Annotated in this window: 13 protein-coding genes; 2 read left to right on the top strand and 11 right to left on the bottom strand. The window is 67.6% G+C overall.

Features of this window, described 5'->3' with window-relative positions:
- Positions 1-11 precede the first annotated feature (11 nt).
- The 7 genes from RIdsm_RS21585 to RIdsm_RS21555 form a co-directional block, all read right to left on the bottom strand.
- Entirely contained in the window at positions 12-1,703 is a 1,692-nt protein-coding gene (locus tag RIdsm_RS21585; protein ID WP_057821200.1) for a hypothetical protein, read from the bottom strand.
- Positions 1,700-2,686 (bottom strand): hypothetical protein, encoded by a 987-nt coding sequence (locus RIdsm_RS21580; RefSeq protein ID WP_236553400.1) that lies wholly within the window; start codon positions 2,684-2,686, stop codon positions 1,700-1,702. The genes RIdsm_RS21585 and RIdsm_RS21580 overlap by 4 nt, the downstream gene beginning before the upstream one ends.
- Entirely contained in the window at positions 2,683-3,417 is a 735-nt protein-coding gene (locus RIdsm_RS21575; protein ID WP_074940234.1) for a 4'-phosphopantetheinyl transferase family protein, read from the bottom strand. Before RIdsm_RS21575 ends, RIdsm_RS21580 begins: the two co-directional genes overlap by 4 nt.
- Positions 3,414-8,021: a MupA/Atu3671 family FMN-dependent luciferase-like monooxygenase gene (locus RIdsm_RS21570; protein WP_057821204.1), complete on the bottom strand. Its 4,608-nt coding sequence runs from the start codon at positions 8,019-8,021 to the stop codon at positions 3,414-3,416. Before RIdsm_RS21570 ends, RIdsm_RS21575 begins: the two co-directional genes overlap by 4 nt.
- On the bottom strand, positions 8,018-9,031 hold the full coding sequence (locus RIdsm_RS21565) for a glycosyltransferase family 2 protein (protein WP_057821206.1): 1,014 nt from the start codon (positions 9,029-9,031) through the stop codon (positions 8,018-8,020). Before RIdsm_RS21565 ends, RIdsm_RS21570 begins: the two co-directional genes overlap by 4 nt.
- A gap of 5 nt (positions 9,032-9,036) precedes the next feature.
- Complete coding sequence (locus RIdsm_RS21560) at positions 9,037-15,417, bottom strand: type I polyketide synthase (protein WP_236553401.1); 6,381 nt, start codon at positions 15,415-15,417, stop codon at positions 9,037-9,039.
- A gap of 409 nt (positions 15,418-15,826) precedes the next feature.
- On the bottom strand, positions 15,827-17,269 hold the full coding sequence (locus tag RIdsm_RS21555) for a hypothetical protein (protein WP_057821210.1): 1,443 nt from the start codon (positions 17,267-17,269) through the stop codon (positions 15,827-15,829).
- Positions 17,270-17,456: 187 nt separating this feature from the next.
- Between RIdsm_RS21555 and RIdsm_RS21550 the strand changes: the two genes are divergently transcribed.
- The gene (locus RIdsm_RS21550) at positions 17,457-18,224 is read left to right on the top strand and encodes a WecB/TagA/CpsF family glycosyltransferase (protein ID WP_057821212.1); all 768 of its coding nucleotides are present in this window, start codon (positions 17,457-17,459) and stop codon (positions 18,222-18,224) included.
- On the opposite strand, the gene RIdsm_RS21545 is transcribed toward RIdsm_RS21550, so the two are convergent.
- The gene (locus RIdsm_RS21545) at positions 18,221-19,189 is read right to left on the bottom strand and encodes a glycosyltransferase family 2 protein (RefSeq protein WP_057821214.1); all 969 of its coding nucleotides are present in this window, start codon (positions 19,187-19,189) and stop codon (positions 18,221-18,223) included. The genes RIdsm_RS21550 and RIdsm_RS21545 overlap by 4 nt on opposite strands.
- A gap of 13 nt (positions 19,190-19,202) precedes the next feature.
- On the bottom strand, positions 19,203-20,312 hold the full coding sequence (locus RIdsm_RS21540) for a glycosyltransferase family protein (RefSeq protein ID WP_057821216.1): 1,110 nt from the start codon (positions 20,310-20,312) through the stop codon (positions 19,203-19,205).
- 306 nt (positions 20,313-20,618) lie between these two features.
- Between RIdsm_RS21540 and RIdsm_RS21535 the strand changes: the two genes are divergently transcribed.
- Complete coding sequence (locus RIdsm_RS21535) at positions 20,619-22,187, top strand: asparagine synthetase B family protein (protein WP_074940237.1); 1,569 nt, start codon at positions 20,619-20,621, stop codon at positions 22,185-22,187.
- 7 nt (positions 22,188-22,194) lie between these two features.
- Here the strand turns inward: RIdsm_RS21535 and RIdsm_RS21530 are convergent, their stop codons facing one another.
- Together RIdsm_RS21530 and RIdsm_RS21525 are read right to left on the bottom strand one after the other, a co-directional pair.
- Positions 22,195-23,418, bottom strand: coding sequence for a GNAT family N-acetyltransferase (locus tag RIdsm_RS21530; RefSeq protein ID WP_057821220.1), 1,224 nt, complete (start codon positions 23,416-23,418; stop codon positions 22,195-22,197).
- Entirely contained in the window at positions 23,412-24,458 is a 1,047-nt protein-coding gene (locus RIdsm_RS21525; protein WP_057821222.1) for a phosphotransferase, read from the bottom strand. The genes RIdsm_RS21530 and RIdsm_RS21525 overlap by 7 nt, the downstream gene beginning before the upstream one ends.
- Positions 24,459-24,959 lie beyond the last annotated feature (501 nt).

Genomic DNA, 24,959 nt, shown 5'->3' with positions numbered 1-24,959 from the left:
TCGGGGCCAGTCTACTTGAACTCTTCGACGACCTGCCAGCGGGGATTGTCGGTATCGCCCAAGTGGCGGAGGTGGCCCCAGCTGCCCCACTTGGTGGGAACGCTCACGTCGTTGAAGAGGGCGAAGGGCCCGTCGCTGACCTCGGCCCATTTCTCGAAGAGCTGGCGGTAAAGGGTGGCGAGTTCGGGGGTGTAGTTGAGGTGGGTGAAGAAGGCGGCGAGGGTTTCGTCGCCGACCTGCTGGCCCACGCCGACGATGTGGGTGCCGCCCTCGTAGACGATGAGGTCGAGGCCGTATTCGCGGGCGATCTCGGCCTGGTAGGTGAAGAACGTGCCGGCGGCGCGGTCAAGCCCGTCGAATTCCTCGCCGTATTGCCTGGAATCGAGGAGGGCGTCGATGGCCCAGTCGGTGGCCGCGTCGAAGCGGTGGGCGGCGACATGGGCGGTGAGCGCCTCGCCGGTGAGCCCCTGGTCGCGGGCGTCAGCCTCGGCGGCGGCGGTGCTTTCGGCGATCTTCTCAAGGGTGATGTCGCGCATCTCGTCGCGGCCGAGATAGGAGCCGAAATAGCCGGTGATGGCATAGGCGTCGGCGAAGCTGTGGGGCGGCTCGTTGCCCTCGGCGACCCAGAGGGGGGCTTCGAGGATGGAGCGTTCGAGGCTCAGCCAGCCGGTCTGGGTGGCGATGACGGTGACGAGGCGGTCGCGGTCGGCGGCGAACACGTCGGACCAGATCTGTGCCATCTGGGCGGTTTTCATGCCGTAATAGTCCTGCCCCTTGTAGCGCTGGCCCCAGCGCTCCTGCGCCTGGGCCTCGGTCCATTCGGCTTGCAGGAATTGCCAGTTCCAGACCTCGTTGGAGTATTCGACATAGGCTTTCAGCGCGGGGTCGAGCCCGGCCTCGACCAGCTCGGCAAAGTTGCGCTGGTAGGTCTCGTCGCTGAGATGCGGCATGCAGAACCACGGGTCGGCGCCCAGCTCGTTGGCGAGGCGGACCATGATTTCGGCGGGGATGCCGTGGCGGGTGTAGGAGAAGTCGGAGGGCTTCGGGCGGTTCTCCCAGCCTTGCTGGTCGGAATCGTTGGTGACCATCCAGTCCATGAAACGGAGGACCTTGAAGCCTGCCATGTGGTCGAGCCAGAGGGGGTTGAAGATCGCGCCGTTCCGATGGGCGTCGAGATGGTCTTCGCGGACGACCGAGATGTTGCGGATATAATCGCCGGTTTTCATCGGGTCGGAGCGCTGGATCTTCACCAGGACCGTGCCGCCGGTCTGTGGCTGGAAGTCGAAGGCGACGCGGCCGTCGCCGTAGCGGACGTTGCGGACGGCGCCGGCCACCTCGACGATGCCCTCGCCCTCGAAGCTGAGGACGTAGCGGCCGGCGTAGATGTCGGCATCGGCGGGCAGGTCGGTGAGGATGAGGGTGCCGATGGAGCCGAGGTCGCCGGGCACGGAGGTGGGCCAGCCGTTTGCATCGAGCAGGCCGCGGTCTTCGAGGTCGTGATAGTCGAGGCCGCCCCATTGGCCGGGCTTGTGGCCGATCCAGCGGCGGGCGGTCTTGAACACGTCGATGAAGGGTTGCTCGGCGCTCCAGTCGTTGACCTCGGCGAGGTTGATGGCGAGGGGGAAGGCGCGCGTGTCGGACTGGGCGAGGGCCGGGGCTGTGCCGGTGAGGAGCAGGGCGACGAGGGCGAGGAGGCGGATCATCGGGGGACTCCGGTTTCGGGGCGGGCGCGGACCACGTCCCAGACGACCTGTTGCATGAGGCGGGCGGTGGCCTCTGACGGCGCCCGGGCCTCGGTGCCGTCGGCGCGGGCGAGCTCGTGGCGCAGGCCCACGGGCGATGTCTGGTAGAGGACGGCGTAATGGGTGAGGGCGACGAGGTAGGCGCCGAGATCGTTGATGTGGATCGGGTCGATCTCGCCGCTGTCCTTGCGCTGGAAGAGGTCTTCGCGGGAGGTGATGTCGCCGATGCCGCCAGTGTCTTCCACCTTGCGGACGAAGCGGGCCATGACCTGGCCGGCGGGGATCAGGTAGACCGGGCGTTCGGGAATGTTGCGGGTGAAATCCTGTTGCAGGAGTTCGCCGATCCAGTAGCGGTCGAGGTCGGCATCGAGCCGGTCGAGCCAGCCGTCGGGGTCGTCGAGCTTGTGCCAGGTCTCGTAGAGGTAAAGGCGGGTCTGGGGGTTGGCCTCGCGCGCGAGGCTGGCCCAGCGGGCGACGTATTTGCTGCTGTCGTGGTACTTTATGGCGTCGCGGATTTCGACCATCTCGGTCAGCACGACGGCGTCATAGTCGCCCGAGCCGATCGCCTCGCGCGCGGGGCGGAAGCGGGGGTGGTCGTTTTCCTGCTCGAAGCCGTTGATGGTTTCGGAGGGCTCGTAATGCTCTTTCAGGGAGGTGCCCCAGCCGAGCTGGCTTTCGTAGCGGTGCTTGTCGCCCGCCAGCTGGGCCAGCATGGCCGGCATGTCACGGCCGACGAGGCTGTGGCCGAGGTGGAAGACGCGCAGCCCGTGGGCCGGCGGGGCCGGGGCCGGGTCGGCATAGGCGGCGCGCAGTTTCTCGGGCGTGAGGGCAGGCCGCGACAGCACCACCCAGAGGGTGACGGTGGCGGCCACGAGAACGGCCAATCCGAGTAGGAGGGTCGTGCGGTCGAACATCGTCTGAAACCCGGTTGCCGGCGTGGTCACCAGAAGGACACGCGCCGTTCCTGCACGGCGGGGGTGGTGTGCCGTTCGGCGGAGATGGCGGTTATGATGTGGCCCTGCGTCACGACATAGCGCCCGTAGAGCCGCGCGCCACTGGCGAAGCCGGGGACGGTGCGCAGGAAGGTGGCTTCGAACTGGCCGCAATCGCGATCGGCGGTGATTTCGAGGTCGTGGAATTCAAGGAAGGTACGGCTGAGGGTGAACTGGCACTTGTAGGTGCATTCCTTGGCGCTGAAGATCAGCTTGGCCAGCATCCCGCGGTCCTGCTCGGGCTGGCTGGAAAGCCAGGCGCGTTCGGGCAGGGTGCAGATATCGGGGAAGAGCTCGGGTTCGAGCGGGCGGGCTTCTTCGATGTCGATGCCGATGGCGGGCACGCTGCGGGCATCGGCCACGACGGCGATGCAGACCTGGTCGTTATGGCTGATACTGCCGGTGACGTCGTCGGGCCAGACCGGGGCGCGGGTGTCGTCGGCGGGCAGGGGCATGGCGGGCAGGCCCATCTGGTGCATCGCCCGACGCGCGGCCGCGCGTCCGGCCGAGAATTCGCGCCGGCGCTTGTCGGTGGCTTTCGCGACGGTCGGGGCCTCGTCGTCGAAGAGTGCCTCGTGCTCGGTCGCGGGGTCGGTTACGGCCACCGAGACCACCGGCATGAAGAGTGTCAGGATGTCCTGCTCGAGAGCATCCGACGACAGGATCGGTGTGTGCATGCTCATGACATCTGACGCTCGCGGCCGGCGCGCATGGCGCGGCGTTTCGACATGGTGGCGGCGCGGGCTTCGCTGGCCTCTTCGGTCTCGGGGGCCTCCGGTTCGGGGGTGTTGCCCGAGCCTTCGAGGTGTTTGGCGAGGTCGCGCAGCACCGGGAAGCGGAAGATATCGGTGATCGACAGGGTCGGTGCATCGAGCGCCTTGCGGATGTCGCGATGAGCCTGAACCGCCAGCAGGGAGTGACCGCCGAGGTCGAAGAAGCTGTCTTCGGGGGCGATCTGCTGGACGCCGAGAACGGTCGACCAGATATCGGCGATCTTGCTTTCCAGCGCAGAGGCCTGTGTGGCGGTGCGGGGTTTGGCGGGTTTCGCCTTGCGCACCGGCTCTGGCAGGGATTTGCGGTCGATTTTCTTGTTGGGCGTCAAGGGCATGATTTCGAGCTGCATCAGGTCGGCGGGGACCATCGCGTCGGGCAGTTCGGCCTTGAGGTGGGCGCGGAGGCTGTCTTCGGCGGCGGTGCCGGTGAAGTAGCCCGCAAGGCGGGTGTCGCCGGTGGCGGATTGGAGGGGCACGACGACCGCCTCGGTGACGCCGGGCAGTTGTTTCATGGCCTCTTCGATTTCGCCCAGTTCGATCCGCTGGCCGCGGATCTTCACCTGGAAGTCGTCGCGGCCGAGGAAGTCGAGCGTGCCGGAGGCTGTCCAGCGGGCGAGGTCGCCGGTGCGGTACATGCGGGCCGTGCCGCCGGCGAATGGGTCGGGCACGAAGCGGTCGGCGGTCAGCTCGTCGCGGCGCCAGTAGCCGCGGGTGACGCCATCGCCACCGATGCAGAGCTCGCCCGCGACGCCGACCGGGGCCGGGGCGCCGGTGTCGTCGAGGATGTAGACCTGGGTGTTGGCGATGGGCTGGCCGATGGGCACGGTGTGGCCGTGCGCGCCGGGCTGAACCCGTTGATGCGCCGACCAGACGGTGGTTTCCGTGGGCCCGTACATGTTGTCGATCCGGGCCGAGGAGGCGCTGCGCAGGTCCTGGGCGAGATCGGCCGGGAAGGCCTCGCCGCCGATCAGGAGCTGCCGGACATGGCGCAGGGCCATGCGCGCCTCGTCGTTCTGCGTCAGGATGCGCGCCATGCTGGGCGTGCATTGCAGGTGGGTGACGTCATGGCGGATGATCTGGGCCGCGAGCGAGAAGTCGTCATCGGCAAGCGTGGCCGGGGCGTTGGAGGCGTCCATCACCTGTTTGATGAGCTCGAGGCCTTCCAGCACCATCTCGGGCGCGATGCCGTAATCGACGAGGCAGGCGATTTCGGTGACGCCGATGCGCTTCATCTGTTCGGCGCGGGCGACGCCGTCGGCGACGGTGCCGAAGAGGCCCGAGTCTTCGAAGTAGCGCTCGAAGGCGAAGTCGAGGATGGCTTCGAGTTCGTCCTCGCCCAATGTGCCGAGGTCCATCTCGAAGGGCGATTTCACGCCTTCGGGGCGTTTGAAGGCGGGGAAGGCCCAGGCGTATTGCTTGATCAGGCCCGCGGCACTGCGCAGGTAGTTTTTCATCGGGTCGCGGGCGACCTCGCGGGCGTGTTCGCGGCTGTCGGAGATGTAGCTGTGCAGCATCACCGTGACCTTGAAGTCGGCCGGGTCATGGCCGGCGCCGCGCAGGGCGTCGTGATAGATGGTGATCTTCTCGGCGACCTCGTCGATCGACTGGCCGAGGAGGTGGGTGAGGATATGCGCGCCCTGTTCGCCGGCCTCGCGCCAGGTTTGCGGATTGCCGGCGGTGGTGACCCAGCATTCGAGCTCTTCCGAGACGGGGCGGGGCAGGGTCTTGACGGGCAGCATGTCGCCCGATTGGGTCGGGAAGTCGACCGCCTCGCCGCGCCAGAGGGCGCGGGCCTTGTTCATGGTGTCGTAGAGCGCCGGCTTGTTGTTGGGCGGCGTGTTCTCGGGGCGGAGGACGAAGTCATCCGGATGCCAGCCCGAGGCGAAGGCGAGGCCTGCGCGGCCGTTGGTGAGGTTGTCGATCATCGCCCAGTCTTCGGCGATGCGGGCCGGGTGGTGCAGGGGCGCGACGATGCTGCCTGCGCGGACCGAGATGTTCTGGGTGACGGCGGCGATGGCCGCGCCGGAAACCGAGGGGTTCGGGTAGGGGCCGCCGAAGGCGTGGAAATGGCGCTCAGGCGTCCAGACGGCGGCGAAGCCGTTGGCATCGGCAAAGCGGGCGGCGTCGAGGAGGAGTTGGTATTTCTTCGGGCCGGGGCCATCGTCGTTGCCCCAGAAATAGACCGAGAAATCCATCGGCTCGCCCGAGGCGGCGATCGGGCCGTTCGAGACGGCGGCGCGGTTTTCCGAGCCGGTGACCACGACCTTGAAGCCGCGGGCGAGGGTGTAGAAGAGTTCCAGCACCGAGATGTCGAAGGAGATCGAGGTGACGGCCAGCCAGACGTTGCCGGCGGTGCGGTCGACGCAGTCATCCATGCCGCGGAAGAAGTTGGCGACGTTGCGGTGTTCGACCATCACGCCCTTGGGCTTGCCGGTCGAGCCGGAGGTGTAGATCAGGTAGGCGAGGTCGTCGGGCCCGCTGCCGCCGTCGACATTGGGCGCGTCGCCGGTCTGGTCGACATGGTCGAGCAGGATGAGCTTGGCGTCGGTCTCGGGCAGGTTGCCTTGCGTGGGCCCGTGGGCCAGCAGGACGCGTGCGCCGCTGTCGCCCATGATATGGGCAAGGCGGTCGGCCGGGTGATCGGGGTCGAGCGGGACATAGGCGCCGCCCGCTTTCAGGATGGCCAGCGCGCCGATCAGCAGGTCGGGCGAGCGGCGCAGGCAGAGGCCCACGTTGACGTTGCGGCCGACGCCGGCGTCTTGCAGGGCCTGTGCGGCGCGGTTGGCGCGGGCGTTGAGCTCGGCATAGGTGAGCTCGGTATCCTCGAAGACCAGCGCCGTTGCGTCGGGGGTTTGTTCCGCCTGGCGCTCGAAGGCGCGGTGGATGGTGAGGGCCGGGTCGTATTGGGCCTCGGTGGCGTTCCAGGTGGTCAGTTGCAGGATGCGCTCGGATTTCGGCAGGGTGCAGAGCGCCTGCATGGTGAAGGTGTCGGGCACGCAGTTGGCGGCGCGGGTCAGCATGGCCGAGAGGCGTTCCGTCAGCAGGCTGATCGCGGCGTCGTCGAGGCGGGCGCGGTCGATATGCAGGTGGCAGGTGCCGCTGGGGTCGAGCGCAGCAACGATGACGGCGCCGGGGATGGTGGAGGGGCCGTCGCTGATGGCGATGGCAGGGGTTTGCAGCGTGCCGAGGGCCGGGTCGCGCAGGGCGAGATCGTCGGGGAAGCCCGGTTTGCCGTCGGCGGTTGCGATTTCCCCGGTGACGGCGGCGATGGCCTCGGCGAGCGTGGTGGCGTCGGTGGCCTCGAGGCGGAGCGGCATCCACGGGGCGGTGATCGACGGCGTGCGGGCGTCGCGCTTGAGGCTGGCGGGGGCGTAGGCGATGTCGCCCGCGCGCTGGCCCATGCCTTGCAGGGCCCAGGCGGCGAGGACGGTCAGCGCGGTTGCGCGGTCAAGCCCGGCGGGGAGGGCCACGTCTTCGACGACCCAGTCGGCTGTTTTCCCGGCGGGGCGGGCGAGCGGGACCTGCACCGGGGTCATCTCGGTCAGGCGGGCGCGCCAGTGGCGCTGATGCCGGGCGAGGCGTTCGGCGGTGGCGGTGAGCTGGTCCGCGGTGTCGGCCGCGAGGGCGGGGAGGGTTTCCCCGGCCTCGAACAGGGCGCGCGGGGTGGCGGGTTTGCCCTCGGTGTCGAGCAGCGAGGCGAGGCGCAGGGCGCCGTCGGTTGTGGCGATGGTCAGGCTGTCGTCGGTGGCCTCGAGGACCTGGCCGGGCTGGGTGTCGGCTTGTGCCGGAACGACGGTGGCACTGCGGGGGAAGAGGGGACCTTTGGCGGTCAGCAGGCGCGGCAGGGCGAGCGGGTTCCAGTAGCCGCCGAAATCGAGCGCGCGGATCATGGCGGCGGTTTGGGCTGCGGGTTGCGCCACGTCGATGGCGGCTGCGGCGCGGGGGCGCTTCGAGCCTGCGAAATAGCTGCGGGTGGTGAAATCCTGCGGGCGGGGGGCCAGCGTGTCGGTCTCGATCTGGCCGAGGAGTTCGGCGAAGCTGTCGAGGCCGGCGGCGTAGCATTTCGAGTTGAGCGAATGGGCGGTGTCGTCTTCGGCGATGGCGATCTCGCGGGTGACCAGCAGGTCGCCCTTGTCGATGCCGGCTTCCATCACGTGCCAGCTGATGCCGTGGTCGGTTTCGCCGTTGAGCAGCGCCCAGACGGGCGTGTTGAGCCCGGCCATGCGCGGCAGCGGGCCGTCGTGGAAGTTGATCGCGCCCTTCGCGGGCAGGGCCAGCACGTCATCGGGGATGACCGAGAGGTTGGCGATGCTGAAGAGCCAGTCGAAGCCCGCGCCCGCGCGCAGGCCGGCGACGGTGTCGTGTACGGGCAGGCCGTGCGAGGCCGCCCAGCCGATCACATGGGGGTTGGTCGAGACCACGGCGGCGATGCCGTGGCCGTGGTCGAGCAGCTGGTCGCCGCAGCCGATCAGGAGAGTTTCTTCGCCAACAAGTGCACTGGTAAACCGGGTCATTTCGACTCCTCCGCAAGGGGCTTGGTCATCGGGGTGGCCGCGAGGTGATCGGGGCGCCGGCGGATGTTGCCGGCAAAATGGGTGACGAGATCGCGCAGGAAATGCGGCGGATCGCCGAAGGACCGGTTCGACAGGATCGCGCGGGTCCGCCACAGCAGCGCGCCTGTCACCCGCGCCAACGTGGCACCGGCGGCATAGGCGCGGCCGTGGTTCTTGGTGAAATAGTGAAGACGGGAATCGAACCAGTATTTCGGCGTGCGCTTCCAGAGTTTCATGCCGGTCGAGGAGGAGCCTTCGTGCAGGACCTCGCTGTTGCGCACGTACCAGGTTTCCCACCCGGCGCGGGCGGCGCGCAGGCAGAGGTCGGTTTCCTCGAAATAGAGGAAGAAGGTCTCGTCGAAGAGGCCGATCTCGTCGAGCATCCGGCGGCGCATCAGGGCCGAGGCCCCGGCGACCCAGTCGACGCGGACGGTTTCCTCCGGCAGGGGGAGGGGGACGACCGAGTTGCGCAGGAGCCGGGTGAAGATGCCGGTGCGCACCGCGCCTTCGAACTCGCCCGCGATGGTGGGGAAGCGGAAGGCGGTCTGGTGGGGTTCGTCGTCGACGCCGCGGATCGCGCTGCCGGCGATGCCGGCCTTGCGGTTTTCCACCATGAATTTCAGCAGGTTGCGGATCGAGCCCTTCTGCGGGAAGGCGTCGGAATTCAGGATGTAGTAGAAATCGGGCTGCGAGCCGTCGGAGAGGCCCGCGTGCATGCCGAAATTGTTGCCCGCGCCGAAGCCGCCGTTGCGGGCCGAGGCCTTGAAGCGCACGCGGTTGTTCTTGCCGAGGCCGCGGGTTTCGATGGCCTTGGTGATGACCTCGCAGGAATCGTCGCCGGAGCCGTTGTCGACCACGAGGATTTCGCCACGGATGCCCTCCATCTCGCGCACCGCGGCGTCGAGCGCCTTCAGGGTCAGCTCGGGGGTGCGGAAGTTGAGGATGATGGTGAGGACAGACGGGTCATGCATGGCCGTTACTCCGCTGCCGTCCGCTGGTCGGAGCGGGCGCTTGTGTGCTCGACGTTCCGGACGAGGCTGTTGAGGTGCTTGGCCAGCACGCTGACATTGGGCATGAGAACCATGCTGTCATGGTCGCCGGGCACCTCGATGACCTGCAGGGCGGGGGCCCAGGGTGTCCACTGGTTGTCGGCGAAGACGTATTCGCGCTCGTGGCTGACGAAGTTGCCACCGGTGACCTTCCAGTGCCGGTCGAGCGGCGGGCGGAAGAGCACGAGCGGGCCATCCCACGGGGCGAGGTCATAGCGGGCGACGGCGCCGCGGAAGGCCATCTCGATCTGGCGGTTGTTGAAGTTGCCGGCGTCTTCGGCGGGCGCGTCGCCCTGGGCCTGGACGCGCTTGGTTTTCTCCCAGGCCCAGCGGTTCCTGGCCCATTCGAGCAGGTAGCCGGGGCCCTTACGGCGGATGTCGTGCAGCTTCATCAGCGCCTTGTCGGCAGGTTTGAGCGACGGGCGCACGGGCAGGGGCGTGTCGAGCATGACGAGCATGGCGACCTCGTGTCCGGCTGCTTTCAGCTGGCGGGCGATCTCGTAGGCGGTGATGCCGCCGCCCGAGAAGCCGCCGATCATGTAGGGGCCTTCGGGCTGGATGGTCAGCATCTCGGCGATGTAGTCGGCGGCGGCCTCTTCGACGGTCTCGTGGGGCGCCTCGTTGCCGATCAGGCCGCGGGCCTGCAAGCCGTAGACCGGGCGATCTTCCATGCTCAGCGCAAGATGGCGGAGGTTGAGCACGTTGCCGAACATGCCGGCCACGATGAAGAAGGGCATGCGTTTTTCGACCTTCGCGCCGTTGAGCGGCACGGCGTAGCGGAAGGCGGTGGGCTGTACGGCCTCGGGGGCTGCGCCGGCTTCGGGTGTGCCGCCGGTGCGCGCGTCCAGCATCGCGGCGAGGCCGGAGATGGTGGGCGCCTCGAAGAGCACCGAGATGGGGAATTGCACGCCGTATTCGCGCTTGACCGCCGCGAAGAGGCGGACGGCGAGGAGGGAGTGGCCGCCGAGGTCGAAGAAGCTGTCTTCGATGCCGATCTGTTTGACGCCGAGCAGGTTTTCCCAGATCTCGGCCAGCTTGATCTGCGTGGCCGTTTCGGGGGCCGCGTAGTCGGAGGCAAGCTCGGGGCGGTCGAAGGATTGCTTTTCCTTCGCCTCGTCGCGTGCCTCGGCCAGTTGCACCAGCGTGGTCAGGTTCACCGGCGAAATGGCGATCTGGGCCTCGGGGCGGGCGAGCGCACGGCGCAGGGCCTCGGCGCCCTCGTCGGGCCGGATGCCGAGGGCCACCATGTGCTGCATCTGGGCCTCGGAGGGCGAAAGCTCGCGGGCGGATTGGTCTTCGGGGAAGCGGACATCGTCCTTGGCGGTGACGGTGGTGCCGCCGAGGGCCACGTCGCCGGTGAGGCGCTGCATCTGGAAGTCGGTGATATCGGCGATGATGGTGCCGTCGGTGTCGCAGATCACGACGTCGAAGCCGGCCATGCCGGTTTCCCAGTCGCTGTCGGCGCGAACCTGGACCCAGCTGAACACCTCGCCGGGCATCGGGCGGAAGACGCGGACCGAGCCATAGGAGACCGGCACCCAGAGGCGGTTGCCGGAATATCCGTCGATCAAGTCCATCGCCCAGCCGGTGGCAAGGTCGAGCATGGCGGGGTGGAGGACGTAGCCTTCGTTCAGGTCGGCCTGGAAAGCCTGTGGCAGAACCAGCCGGGCGAGCCCTTCGCCGGAGCCGGTCTTGGCATCCTGCACGACGCGCCAGCGCGGGCCGAAATTCAGGTGGGCCTCCTGCGGGGAGACGAAACCGCTGGCGTCATGCTGGGTCAGAACGGTGGTGCAGCGGGCCGAGAGGGCGCAGATATCGACGGTGTCGGCGACCTCGTCGACCGCGCCGAGCGTGCCGCTGGCGTTCAGCACCATGCCTTCGCGGCCATCGGCGAGGCAGGCGCTGCGGATTTCGAATGCCATGTCGGAGCCCGCGGGCGTAAGGCGGGTTTCCACGTCGCGGGGCGCGGCCTCGGGCACGTCGAGGGGGCGGAGGAAGACCATGTCGCGCAGTTCGACCGGCAGGGTGCCGCCCGAGGCGAGGTAGGATTCCATCGCCAGTTCCACGAAGCCGGTGCCGGGCATAACGGCCGCGCCGGTGGACATGCGGTGTTCGTTGACGATCCAGTCGTTTTCGGCGTCGAGGGTCAGGCGGCCGAGCCGGTCTCCGGCGTGCTGGGCGGTTTCGGTCAGAAGCGGTTGGGGGGCGGGCTGCCAGTCGGGTGCCGCGCCTTCCGCGTTGCGCTCGGCCACGGCGGTGGCGGCCATGCCGACGGTGTTCCAGACGCCCCAGTCGACGGCGAGCACGCGGGTCTTGCCGGTTTGCCGGGACTTGGCGAAGGCGTTCAGGAATTCGTTGGCGGCGATGTAGTCGATCTGGCCTTCCGGTTTCGTGATCGTGCTGGTCGAGGAGAAGAGGACCATGAGGTCGAGCTCGTCTTTCTCGAACAGGCTGTCGAGGACGCGCAGGCCGTGCAGTTTCGGCGCAAGCACATGCTCGACGTCGAAGGTGGTCTTGCCCAGGAGGGGGGCGTCGTCGATCAGGCCGGCGGCGTGGAGGACGCCGTTGATCGCGCCGAAATCGGCCTTGGCGCGCATCACGGCCTCACGCATCTGCTCGATGTCGCAGACATCGGCCACCTCGACACGGACAGCGCCGCCGAGGGCTTCGATTTCGCGCACCGCGGTGATGCGGGTGACGACCGGGTTCGACGCGGGCATGGTGTCGACGAGGGGCTGCCACTGGTGGCGCGGAGGCAGGGCGCTGCGGGAGAGCAGCACGATATTGGCGCCGTGGGTTTTGGCGAGGTCGCGGGCGACGGTCAGGCCGATGCCGCCCATGCCGCCGGTGATGAGGTAGGTGCCGTTGTCGCGGAAGGCGGTTTTCTCGGAAGTGACGGGCAGGTCCGCGGCTTTCCACACCTGCTCGAACCGGCGGCCGTCGCGGATGGCGGCGACGGTGTTGGCGGGCTCGGCGAGGAGGTCTTCGAGAAGTTGCTCGGTGGGGAACGCGACCGGCGCGGGTTTGCGGCGGCGCGACGGGGCCGGCGTGGGCAGGGCGATGTCGACGGTCGCCACGGTGACGCCCGGAAGCTCTTTCGGGATCACGCCCGCGGGGCCGGCGATGGCGGCTTTCTCCGGGTAGGGCAGGCCTTCGTCGCGGACCTGTGCCGCGCCGGTGGTGAGCACGGTGAGGTGCATCTCATCGGGCCGGTCGACGCTTTCAATGGCTTGTGCAAGGTGCATCAGGCTGTGGAAGCCGTGCTCCATGTTGCGGGTGAAGAAGTTGCTGCCGGGGCGGAAGGTTTCCTTGTCGGTGACCAGCCAGGCGTGGACGATCCGGGTTGGCAGGCGGTTTTCGGCGGCGAGCGCGCGGAAGAGCTGGGCATAGCCGTCGGGCCCCTGGTCGGGGGCGAGGCGGTAGCTGTCGTCGGCGAGGCGGGCGAAGCTGTCGCCGGGGCGGACCGTGGTGACGGTGTGGCCGGCGGCGGTCAGCCGGGCGGCGGCGCTGTCGGCGAGGCCCGCGTCATCGGCGAAGATGAGCCATTGTTGCGGCTTTTCGGCGCCGCAATTGGTCAGGGTCTCGGCGTCACAGTCGGCATAGCGGGGCTGCCAGACGGGGCGGAAGCCCCACTCGGCGATATCGTCGCTTCGGGTCAGGTCGGGGGCTGCGTCTGCGTGGCGGGCCTTGCCGGGTTCGATGAAATAGCGGCTGGTCTGGAAGGCGTAGGTGGGCAGGATCACGTGGTTGCGCCGGGCCTCGCCCCAGATCTGGCTCCAATCGGCCTCGATGCCGGTGGCCCAGAAGCGGCCGATCACGCCAAGGAGGAATTTGTCGTCGGCGATGGCGTCGTCGGGGTGGCGCAGGGCGCTGAGAACCTGGCCGGGCTCCACGGCGTCGCTCATCTGCGCGAGCGAGCTGAGGGCGCGGCCGGGGCCGACCTCGAAAAACACGCGGTCGCGTTTCGCGGCGAGGGTGGTGATGCCGTCGGCGAAGTGGACGCAGTTGCGTAGCTGGCCTGTCCAGTAGTCGGGGTCGGTGGCCTCGTCTTCGGTGATCCAATCGCCCGTGCGGTTGGAAATGAAGGGGATTTCGGGCGCCTGCAGGTCGAGGCTTTGCAGGAAGGCGCGGAACTCGGGCAGGATCGGGTCGAGCATGCGGGAATGGGCCGCGATGTCGATGTTGATGCGCTGGCAGTCGATGTCTTTCGCTTCAAGCTCGGCCTGAAGCCGGTCGAGCCGATCCTGCGGGCCGGTGACGGCGCAGAGGTCGGGAGCGTTGATGGAGGCGATATCGAGGGTGTCGCCGATGATCTCCTGCACCTGCGATGCGGGCAGCGAGACGCTGAGCATGCCGCCGGGGGCGACCGTGTCGAAGAGGCGCCCGCGCAGGAGGACGAGGTCGATGCAGTTCTCGAAGCTCATGACGCCGGACAGAGCGGCGGCGGTATTCTCGCCCATGGAGTGCCCGATCAGGGCGGCGGGCTTGATGCCCCAGGAGATCCAGAGCTTCGCCAGCGCGAATTCGACGATCATGATCAGCGGAAGCTGGACCGAGGGCTTCTTGAGGGTCTCGTTGGCGGCGTCCATGTCGCCCGGCTCGGGGAGCCAGATGGCGCGGATATCGTAGTCGAGCTTGCCCGAGAGGTGATCGAGGCCGCGATCCATCCATTCGGCGAATTCCGGCTCGGTCTCGTAGAGGTCGCGGGCCATGCCGGCGTATTGCGCGCCGCCACCGGGGAACATGAAGACGGTGTCGGGTTTCTCGCCCAGCTTTTTATGGGTGAAGACGCGGTGGGGGTTGCCCTCTTCCAGCAGGGCGGCCGCTTCCTCGTGGGTTTCGGCGACGACGACGCGGCGGTCGTCGAAGGCCTGGCGGCCGGTTTTCAGGGTGTGCGCCACGTCTTCGAGCGGTTGCTCGGGATGGGCGCGGAGGTGGGCGGCGAGGGCCTTGGTGTTGGCGTCGAGGGCGGCTTTGCCCTTGCCGGAAACGCAGAGCACGTGGAAGGGCCAGTCGCCTTCTTCCGAGGCGGCGCGTTCGGGCGCTTCCTCGAGGATGGCATGGGCGTTGGTCCCGCCGACGCCGAGCGAGTTGACCCCGGCGCGGCGGGGTGTGGGGCCTTCGGGCCATTGCGTGAGGCTGTCGTTCACGCGGAACGGGCTGGTTTCGAAATCGATCGTGGGGTTGGGCTTCTCGAAGCTCAGGCTGGGCGGCATCGCCTTGTGATGCAGTGCGAGGCTGGTCTTGATGAGCGAGGCCACGCCGGCGGCGGTGTCGAGGTGGCCGATATTGGTTTTGACCGAGCCGATGCGGCAGAAGCCTGATTTGTCTGTGGTTTTCCGGTAGGCCTCGGTCAGCGCGGCGACCTCGATCGGGTCACCGAGATAGGTGCCGGTGCCGTGGCATTCGACATAGCCGATGGAGTCGGCGGAGACGCCGGCGGTGTCGATGGCGCGGGAGACGGCGGCGGCCTGCCCGTCGACGCTGGGGGCGAGGTAGCCGGCCTTGGCGGCGCCGTCGTTGTTGATGGCGGAGCCTTTCACCACGGCCCAGATATGGTCGCCATCGGCGATGGCATCCTCAAGCCGGCGCAGCGCCACCACGCCCGCGCCGCTGCCGAAGACGGTGCCCTTGGCGCGGTGGTCGAAGGCGTGGCAGTGGCCGTCGGGGGAGAGAATTTCGTTTTCCTTGAAGAGGTAACCGCGGCCCTGGGGCAGTTCGATGGTCGAGCCGCCGGCGAGCGCCATGTCGCATTGGCCCGAGCGCAGGGCCTCGCAGGCGTAGTGGACGGCGACCAGCGAGGTGGAGCAGGCGGTCTGGATGTTGACGCTGGGCCCCTTGAGGTCGAACACGTGGCTGACGCGGGTGGTCATGAAGTCCTTGTCGTTGCCGGTATGGCGCAGGAGGAACATGCCCACGTCGTCGACGAGGTCGGGGTTGGAGCAGATGTTGAAGTAGAAATAGCTGCCCATGCCGCAGCCCGCGAAAACGCCGATATCCCTTGTTTTACGGCCCGGGAAGTGGCCTGACTGCTCCATCGCTTCCCACGCCACTTCGAGGAACTTGCGGTGTTGCGGGTCGAGGATGGCGGCGTCTTTGGGGCCGAAGCCGAAGAACTCGGCGTCGAACTGGTCGTAGCCGTCGAGGCGGGCGGTGGCGGGGACGTAGTTGCGGTCGGAAATGAGGTCGGGGCGTTCGCCGGCGGCCTTCAGGGACTCCTCGTCCAGCCGCTCGATGCTCTCGGTGCCGGCGGAGAGATTTTTCCAGTAATCGGAAAGAGTTAGCGCGCCCGGCACCTTCAGTGCCATGCCGACGATCGCTATGTCCCCGCTTCCGTTCGCATTTACTCGTTTATCAACCATACTCGTCCTGTGCGAAGTCCAGCTTCGCCCCCATCAAGCTTTTCGCATTTGCAGCACGGAGCCGCCTACAAACATGTTCGGACCCCGATAGAATTTTCATCTAACTATCTGAAAAACTTAATCAAAAAGTTTAACAACCCAGGGTCGAAAAGGGGTTTGGGGGCTACAATTTCCTATTCGGTTCCAAATTGTTCTCAGATTTTGGACAATCAGTCCAGCGAGTCGGGGCAGGGTCCGGTGATTCTTGTCGCGGGGTCAAAACGGAGCCTGATCGGGCGGCGTTTTCCAACGTCGGTATAACGTCGGTATTTTGTCGGTATTACGTCGGTGCGCCGGTCGGTTCCGGCGGCGCGGTTCAGCACATCAGGGGCTTGGGCGGCGAGGGTTTGCCCGGCTTTGGCGGCGCGTCTTCGCCGGCCTCTGCCTCTGCCTCGCGGGTGCGGGGGTTCTCGGCGAAGCCGAGCACCGCCCCGGCGATGAGCCAAGTGTAGGGGGTGAGGATGGCGTTCACCAGCATGTCGATCAGGGTGATCGCGAGGATCAGGGCCAGCGCCGCGACGATGCGCAGATCCGCCGCCTTGCGGGCCCGGGCCAGCAGAAGGACGATCGGCATGGCGAGCAGCCCCATCTTGCTGAGATAGCCGAGCCAGCCGAAGGTGCCGAAGACGATGATCCATTCGCCGTCGGGGATCGAGATGATCTCGCCCGTGGTCAGGTCGCGGACGAGGTTGCGGCCCCAGCCGCCCCAGCCGAAGAGCCATTTCTCGTGCGCGCGTTCCAGAAGGAGTTCCTCGTTCTCGAAGCGGTAGGCAAGCGATTGGGCGCGGTCCGGGTTGATCGCCTCGGCCCAGCCGAGGATGCGCTCGAGGGGGATGAGGCCGTAATCGCGCAGCACCGGGTAGAGCACGGCGATGCCGGCGAAGAGCACGGCGATGCGGATCTGCGTGTGGGGCGTGGCGAGCAGGATCGCCGGCACGACGGCAAGGCCGTAGGTCAGCGGCCCGAGGCTTTTGCAGAGGATGAGGACGATGAAGAGGTAGGCCGTGGCCGCCAGCAGCCGGGGCCGGGCCTTGTGATCGGCGGTGCGGAAGAGGACGGCGGCGGCGGCGGCGGCTGTCATGAAGAAGAAGGCCATCCACAGCCCGTGCGGCAGGAAGACGATGGGGCGGAAGCCGCCCTGGCGCATCATCTGGCCGAAATCGTGCTGGAAGAAGCCGTAGACCCAGATGTTGATCTGGGGGCTGAGCCGGATTTCGAGCAGGGCCGGCAGGGAATAGGCCAGCCCGCCGACGCAGAGCGCGAGGATCAGTTCGCGCAGGCCGGTGCGGTTGCACAGGAAGGCGCGGCCGAGCACGAAGGGGATGAGCGTGATCGCCTGGTTCGAGGCGATGGAGAGCACGTCCAGCACCCGCAGCCCGGGCAGGCCGCCGGTCACGAAGGAGACCGGTTCGGCGTTGAACACCGAGTAGAACAGGATCGGGTCGGTGTTGGTCAGGACGGTGGGGATGGTGCCGGCGAGGAAGAGGATCAGCAGGATCTTCATGGTCCGGCTTTCCGGCCAGATCGGCACGCGGCGCTTGGCGACCCAGAGGCAGCAGGCCAGCGCGCAGAGGTTGGGGATCGAGGTCTTGTTGAAATCGGGCACCAGCGGCAGGTCGAAGACCGCGCGGGGCGGCAGCAGGAGGTAGCCGCCGAGGATGCTCCAGATGATGGCGCGTTCGATGCCCATCCGGCGGAACATCACCACGCAGGCGACGGGCCAGATCATCAGCATGAGATATGCGAATGCGTTGGGCATCAGGGTGTGTTGCTCCGCCGTGTCTGGCCGGATGACTCCTGTGACGATGATTTTGCCGGCAAGGCCGGTGCGCGGGGTGGCCTGCGCCGGGGCCGCGGCGGTTTTGCCGGTGGCCCGAAATGGCTTTCCCGATATAGGTTGAAGCGTCTATCAGGTGTCAAGTGTTCCGAAAGCGGGGTCATCCTTCTTGCAGTTTACGATTGGCGGTCAGGTGATCCGGGTCAGCCTGCGTGATTTCGCGGAGCTGTCGGAGGCTGTCGAGCAGCGTTTGGCGGCGCGGGAGGGGTTCGCGCTGGCGACGCTCAACCTCGACCACCTGGTGAAGATGCGGTCTGACGCGGCTTTTGCCCGGGCCTATGCGCGGCAGGACATGGTGGTGGCCGATGGCAACCCGATCGTGTGGCTGTCGCGGCTGGCCGGTGAGCCGGTGGAGCTGTTGCCCGGGTCGGATCTGATCCGGCCCCTGTGCCGGATGGCGGCCGGGGCGGGGGTGCCGGTGGCGTTCGTGGGCAGTGATGACGAGACGTTGCGGGCCGCGGGCGATGAGCTTGAGGCCGCGTTTCCCGGGTTGCAGGTTGTCGAACGGTGCGCGCCGCCGATGGGGTTCGACCCTGACGGGGCGGGCGCGGCCGAGATTTTGGCACGGCTGGAGGCCAGGGGCGTGGGCCTGTGCTTTCTTGCGCTTGGGGCGCCGAAGCAGGAGCGGCTGGCGGCGAGGGGCCGCGAGCTGGCGCCGGGCGTGGGGTTCGTGTCGATCGGCGCGGGGCTCGATTTCATTTCCGGTCGTCAGAAACGGGCGCCCGTGTGGGTGCGGCGGCTGGCGATGGAATGGGTGTGGCGCGCGCTGGGCGATGTGCGGCGGCTCGGGCCGCGCTATGCCAAGTGCATCGCGATCCTGCCGCGGCTGGTTGTGGGGGCGTTGCGCAGGCGTATGTCGGGCGGGGCGCAGCACTAGCGGTACTCGATGAGGGTGCTGCGGCGGTTGACGAGGCGGCCCAGGTGGAATTGCAGGGCGCCCTGGGCCTCGGCGAATTTTCCAAGGACGGTGAAGAAAGCCCATTCCCATGCGGCGCGCGAGGTGAGGCCGCGGCGGGCGGCCAGGCGGGCGACTTGTAACGGGTAGATGAGGGTGGCCAGCAGGGCGGCCGGGTGGATGAGGGCCGCGATGAGGATGGCGAGGGGGAGCGCGGCGCCCCAGAGCAGGGCGCGGCGGGTTTCGCCGACCCAGTGGCGTTCGGGCGGGGCGCCATGCAGGTGGGCGCCCTCGGCGAAGGCATGGCCGGCGCGGCGGGTGCGTTTCCACCATTGGCCGAGTTTTGTCATGCGGGCGTCGTGGCGGGTCATGGGGGTATCCAGGCGGTGGATTTTCCAGCCAAGCTGGCGGAGGCGGACGCAAAGCTCGGGCTCCTCGCCGGCGATGAGGTCGTCGCGGTAGAGGCCGGCGTCGTCGAGCGCGTCGAGGCGGGCGAGGATATCGCCGCCACAGGCCAGCGCGTCGCCCGGGGGCGTGTTCCACTCGATATCGCAGAGGCGGTTGTAGACGGAGGTTTCGGGGTGGTCCTCGCGCCGGCGGCCGCAGGCGATGGCGGTGTCGGGGTGGGTGTCGAGGTAGGCGGTGGCGGTGGTGAGCCAGCCCGGTTCGACGATGCAGTCGCCGTCGACGAGCTGGACAAGGCGGGTTTCGGAGCGGTCGAGGGCGGCGAGCCCGGCATTGCGGGCACGGGCGGCGGTGAAGGGCTGGGAGGTGTCGAGGTCGATGACATGGGCGCCGACGGAGCGGGCGTGCTCGGCGCTGCCGTCGGTGGAGCCGGAATCGACATAGATGATGGGGGAGGCGCCCTTTAGGGAGGCGAGGCAGGCCTCGAGGCGGGCGCCCTCGTTGCGGCCGATGACGATGGCGGCGATGGGGGAGGAGGTCATGGGCGCCGCTCCCTCAGGTCACCAGGGGGGCCATCTGGGCGGCGAAGCGGCCGGAGTTGGCGTAGTCGTGGAGGCGCTCGAAGGCCTGGCGGGCGATGCGGTCGCGGGATTGCGTGTCGGAGAGCAGCCAGCGGGTCTTTTCCTCGAAATCCGAGAGGTCCCATTTGACGGGGACGTAGGTTTCGTTGGGGATGAAGATGTCGGGGGCGGTTTCGACATGGCGCATGTCCTGCTTGAGCAGGACCGCGCCGGTGAGGACGGCTTCGAAGTCGCGCCAGCAGACCTCGCCATAGCCGAAGGGGCTGAAGCAGATCTTGCTTTGCCGGAGCTCGGAGATGAACTGGTGGTGGCCGATGCCGGTGCCGGTGATGGTGTGGATGCCGGAGACGCCTTCGGCGGCGGAGAGGCAGTCGGCGCGCATGGCCTCGTACCAGGGGGAGCCGCCGACGGCGATGCGGGCGTGCAGGTCGGTCGGGCGCGGGCCGGTGGGCAGGCGGCCGGAGGCGAAGGCGGGCAGCATGAAATCGGCGGTGACGAAGGACGGGCCGAGGAGGAGCTTTTTCCAGAACCCGTCGGGGATGGGAAACCGGGTTTCCTCGTGCGGCAGGTCGTAGTGGTGGCCGTAATGGTCCATCAGGGTGGTGTCGCCATAGACCGGCTTGTCGTAGCGGGCGCGGTCGCGCAGCAGGTGCTTGGTGACGTAGAGGTCGATCTGAGGCAGGCGGTGGGCCATGCGCAGGTCGGTGGGGGCGAACCAGTCGAGATAGACGATGCGGGCGTCGGGGTTTCGCTCGCGGATGACGGCGAGGATGCGGGCGAGATCGTCTTCGGGGATGTCGAACTCGGTCTGGAAACAGACGGTGGTGGCGTCGCGCGGGGCCGTCGAACGGCCGGCCACGTAATCGGCGATGTCGGTTTCGCGGATCTCGGTGTCGAGCGCCTCGCGGAAATCCGAGGCGTAGTAGTGGAACGGGAAGATCTGGCTTTGCGGGATGCGGTCGCCGATGGTCAGCAGCAGCAGGCGGCGCGCGGTGGTGCCATCGAAGGGGCGGCGATAGGACCCGCGCCGGCGCCGGTCGTTCAGCGCGGCTTCGAATTTCCGCCGGACCCGCCAGGCGATCATGGCGCACCCCCCGGGACAAGCACACGAGACGACGGCGCGCGCCGCCCTGCAAGCGGCACGTCGGCCCGCCGGGGGGCGGGGCGGTTGGCACGTCGGATCTCGGTCATCGGTCGTTCCTGCTCGGTTTGCGTCAAGAGACCATGGGCAGACGCCAGAAAGAAGGCGAAAATCGGTCTGTGTGGTGACTCTGGTGCATCGGCGAGAGGGGGTTTGTCCATTGCGCTCTTGCCGTGAAGGCAAGTATTGCGTTCCATGCGGCCAGAATGCCGGTCCGTAACCCGGAGATTGCCGCGAGGGAGCAGAGAATTGACCGCAAGGCCTGATGACGACCCGCCCTTCCTGATGCTTCGCCGGGAGGGCGACGACGTGGTGGTGCGCGGCGCGCGGCGTTGGCGCTCGGTCGAGCATGGCAAGGCCGCGACGGTCTGGGCCGAGTGGGACTGGACCGATGGCCGGTTGACGGCGAAGGCCGACCGGTACGGGTTCTTCAACCTGTTCTGGTACGAGAAGGACGGCGTGGTGGCGGTGTCGCCGTCGCTGGTCAAGCTGGTAGCGGAAGGGTGCGACGCGACGCAGGACAAGCGCGGGTTGGCGGTGTTTCACCGGATCGGGATTTTCGTCAACGACGACACGCCGCTGGAGCATGTGAAGACGCTGCCGCCCGGGGGCGTGCTGACATGGGATGGAAAAGGCCCCGCCAAGGTGGTGAGCGGGGCGACGATGCCCGGCACGCAGGAGATCAGCCGGGATGGGGCCGTCGAGGGGATGATCACCCATTTCCGCAGTGCCGTGGGCCGGGCGCTGGCGGAACATGACGGGCCGTTTCACGTGCCATTGAGCGGCGGGCGGGACAGCCGGCATATCCTGCTGGAGGTGCTGCACCAGGGGCGGCGGCCGGAAAGCTGCATCACGTTTCACCATAACGGGTCGATCCCCAACCGCGAGGCGATGGCGGCGCGGGCGCTGTGTGAGCGGCTGGGTGTGACCCACGAGATGCTGGGCTATGCGCGGCCGCGGCTGGCCGACGTGGTGCGCGCGCTGGTGATGACGGGGCTTTGCGCCGACGAGCATTCGCAGATGATGCCGCTCAACGATTATTTCCTCGGGCGGGATGCGGTGAGTTTCGACGGGATCGCCGGCGATATCCTGACCAACCCCGACGATTCCGCCGACTGGTTCATGGGGCTGTCGCTGAACGGCGACTGGAAGGGCATCGCGCAGGGGATGATGGACGGGCATGGCAAGGTGATCTCGCAGGCCCATTGGGGAAAGGGCGCCGGGCCGATCTATTCGCCGGGGATGGACGAGGAGGTGCGCGATTACGTGGCCCCGGCCATCGCGCAATATGCGGACGCCCCGGACCCCTACCAGATGTTCTGGATGTTCCACCGCACGCGGCGTGAGATCAATTTCGTGCCGCAGGCGATTCTCGGGTCGGCGCGGAAGGTGTTCTGCCCCTATCTCGACCCGGAGTTCGTGGAGTTCTGCATCTCGCTGCCCTACAGCGTGACCAAGGATCAGCAGTTGCACAACGACGCCATTGCGCGGGCCTATCCGGAGGTGGCGGACATTCCCTACCAGGAGGGGTTTGCAGAGCCGCCGATGCAGCGCGCGCCGCTGTCGGCGAAGGTGCGCAGGGTTGGCGACGCGATGCGGATCGTGCGCGGGCTGGGCGTCGAGGACCGGATGGGGCAGGTGATGCGCTTCGTGACGGCGCCGGAGAAGTTGAACCGGCACCATGCGGATATCTATGCGTTGCATGCGCATTGCCTGGCCGGGCTGGACCGGGGCAAGGCGCAGCGGTTGCTGGACCTGGCCGCCGAGCTTGTGGCGCGGCGGCCGGCGAAGCTGGTGTCGGACCGCTACGAGGGCTGAGGCCTTTTCAGGTCAGCAGGTCCGACAGCTGGGCGCAGGCGCGGGCGGCGCGGTCGGTCTTGCCGTCGCGGATGAAGGTTTCGGTGCGCCTGAGGGCCTCGGCGAGGCAGAGCACGTCGAGCACGCCCGCGTCATCCGGCTCGGTGCGGCGGATCTCGAAATAGAGGGTTTGCAGGTCTTCGGCGCCGTAGCTGTATTTGTACCGCTCGTTGCCGTGGCCGAAATCGTAGCAGATGAAGCCCTGAGAGATCGCCCAGGCGATGGAGTGGAAGTGGAGCGCGTCGCCGATGAAGGCTTCCTCGGCCGTGGTGTCGCGGCCGGCGACGATGAAATGCATGACGCCGTTCCGGCGGTCGAGCACGTGGCCCAGAGCGCCCAGCTTGCGGTCGCCGTGGCGGAGGACGGGCAGGAAGAGCGCGTCGCAGTCATGGGCGGAGGCGAGGACGTTGCGGTAATTCTCGGCGACCTGGTCTGCGGCGGTGACGCCCTTGGTCTCGGCCCATTTGACCTTCCAGTGGGCGAGGAGGTCGGAGATGTCCTCTTCCAACGTGGCGTCGTCGGTATGGGTGAAGTGGTAATCGCCGGTTTCGAGGTGGCGGCGGCGCATCTTGTTGCAGCGCTGGCGGGTGTTGGCGCTGACCTGGTTGGCGAGGTAGGTGTCGAAATCCTCGGGCAGGTCGACCTGGGGGCTGATGAGGTTGTCGGTCTCGCCCTTGTTGATGCGGTAATCGCGGTAGCGGACGCCGAAGCCCAGCGCGCCGAGCTGATCGGTGAAGATGCGCGCGCGGCGGCTTTGGGCGACGTAGCGCATGGTGAGGCGCGACCAGGGCATGGTGGAGAGCTTGCGGGCGGCGGCGGCGAGGCCGAGCTCCTCGTGGGCGGGGTCGCAGAGGAAACCGGTGTATTCGCTGAAGAGCAGCCGGCCGCCGGCTTCGAGCTGGGTCTGGAATTCCTGCCGGGTGCGGCTCCAGTGGGTGCGGTATTTGAGGGGGACGATGCAGATCGCCTCGCCGCTGCCGCCCGGGTCGCGGACGACGAGGACGCTCCACCGCCAGGGGTTCTGGCGGAAGGCGCGCGCCATCCATTCCCATGTCAGGAAGAAGGTGGATTCCATGTCGCGTTCCTGCAGGCGCTGCCAGGCGGGGGCGAGCGCGTCGAGCGCGTCGGGGGTGTCGACGATGTCGACCTGCAGACGGGTGGCGGCGGGCAGGGGGCTTTTGTCTTTCAGCATGCGGATTCCATCATTTTCTGCTTCATGCCGTCGCGCAGCAGGGTGACGAAGACCTGTTCGGCCTCTTCGACGTCGCGGGCGATGGGGGCGGTCAGGGTGTTGCGATGGGCGAAGAAGGCGCCCACGCGGCAGAGATGGGCGGCGAAATGGGGGTGGACGCCGGCATCGTCGTATTTGCGGATGCGGCGCATCGACTGCCAGCCGCGTTTCTCGGATTCGCGGGTGACGAGTTGCAGGCGCTGGATGCAGTGGAAGGTGGTGTAGAGCGCGAGGTAGTCGAGGTAGTCGTCGAGGCTGTGGCCCAGCGCCGGGTCGTAGGCGTCGGTGATGATGGCGAGCATGTCGTCGGGGTCGATCGGCCAGACCTCGTCGCCCAGGAGCCAGGCGAGGTCTTCGGCACCGTGGCGGATGCCGGAATACTCGAAGTCGAACCAGCGCATGCGGTCATCGTCGCCCAGCGCGGCGTTGCCGGAGCGGCAATCCCACTTGAGGAACTGGGTGGCCGGCGTGGCGACGCGGGCGCAGAGCAGGTCCTTGTCGATATCGGCGGCGCGGCCGGAGGAGAGCTCGGTCAGGAAATCGGCGGAGTGGACGAAATTCTCGATCCATTCGTCGTTCTGGCCGAGGTGGGGGAGGATGTCGCGCAGGCCGGCCTTCTGCCCGGCGATCTGGATGCGGAAGATGGAGGCCACGGCCTCGGCCGCGAGCGACAGGCGGTCTTCGGGATCGCGGGCGATGATTTCGCGGTTGAGGCGGCGGGAACCCACGTCGGACTGGAACATGATGACGTCGTCGACGGCGAGGCATTCGGGGATGTCGTCGCAGAAGGGCGCCAGCTTGCGCAGGGTGAAGGCCTCGAGATGGGTGCGCTGGAACGTGGGGCGGAGCGTGGCCACGATCGAACGCCCGGGCAGGTGGAGGCGGTAGCTGGAGCGGTTCTCGCCGCCGGGGGCGGAGATGCTCTTCACCTTCTCGCGGAAGACCCGCTCGGCGCTTTCCACCACCCTGTCCATCCGCTTGTTGCGCGTTTTCTTCGCCATCCGACTATGTCCCTCGCCGCTGGGCCGCCGGGAATTGGCGGCCGGAGTGATCCCGATCCGGAGAGGGGTAGCGGCGCAAAAGGGCGGATTTATGGAAAGCCCGTGGCAATTCGATTCGAAGTGATTCGGCCGGACGGGGGAGGGCGATTGTTCGCGGTTTTTTCGAATCGGTCCGGTATCGGGCGAAACTGTTTCCGGAAAATGCGTGGTTTTGGGTCAACTGTGCCGAATTGGCGCCCGAAGTTTGGCGGAAATGTGACGAAGCCGTAGCGTCAGCCGATCGAGTTTAACCCAAGGGGCCGCCGCGTTCTGGCCTGGGGGCTGCATCTGCCACGGATGTTTCGCGGTTCCGAGTATGAGTGGAGTGGAACTATGTCTTACGGATACCGGTCACACCGGGGGTCGCACGATCGTGGCTCGCATCGGAACAACGACCATCGGGGCAGCGGCCGCGACCATCGCGGAAGCGGGCGGGATCACCGCGGAAGCGGGCGGGACGAT

The organism is Roseovarius indicus, from assembly GCF_008728195.1.
GTDB classification, from domain to species: domain Bacteria; phylum Pseudomonadota; class Alphaproteobacteria; order Rhodobacterales; family Rhodobacteraceae; genus Roseovarius; species Roseovarius indicus.
This window is presented reverse-complemented; position numbering and strand designations above follow the sequence as displayed.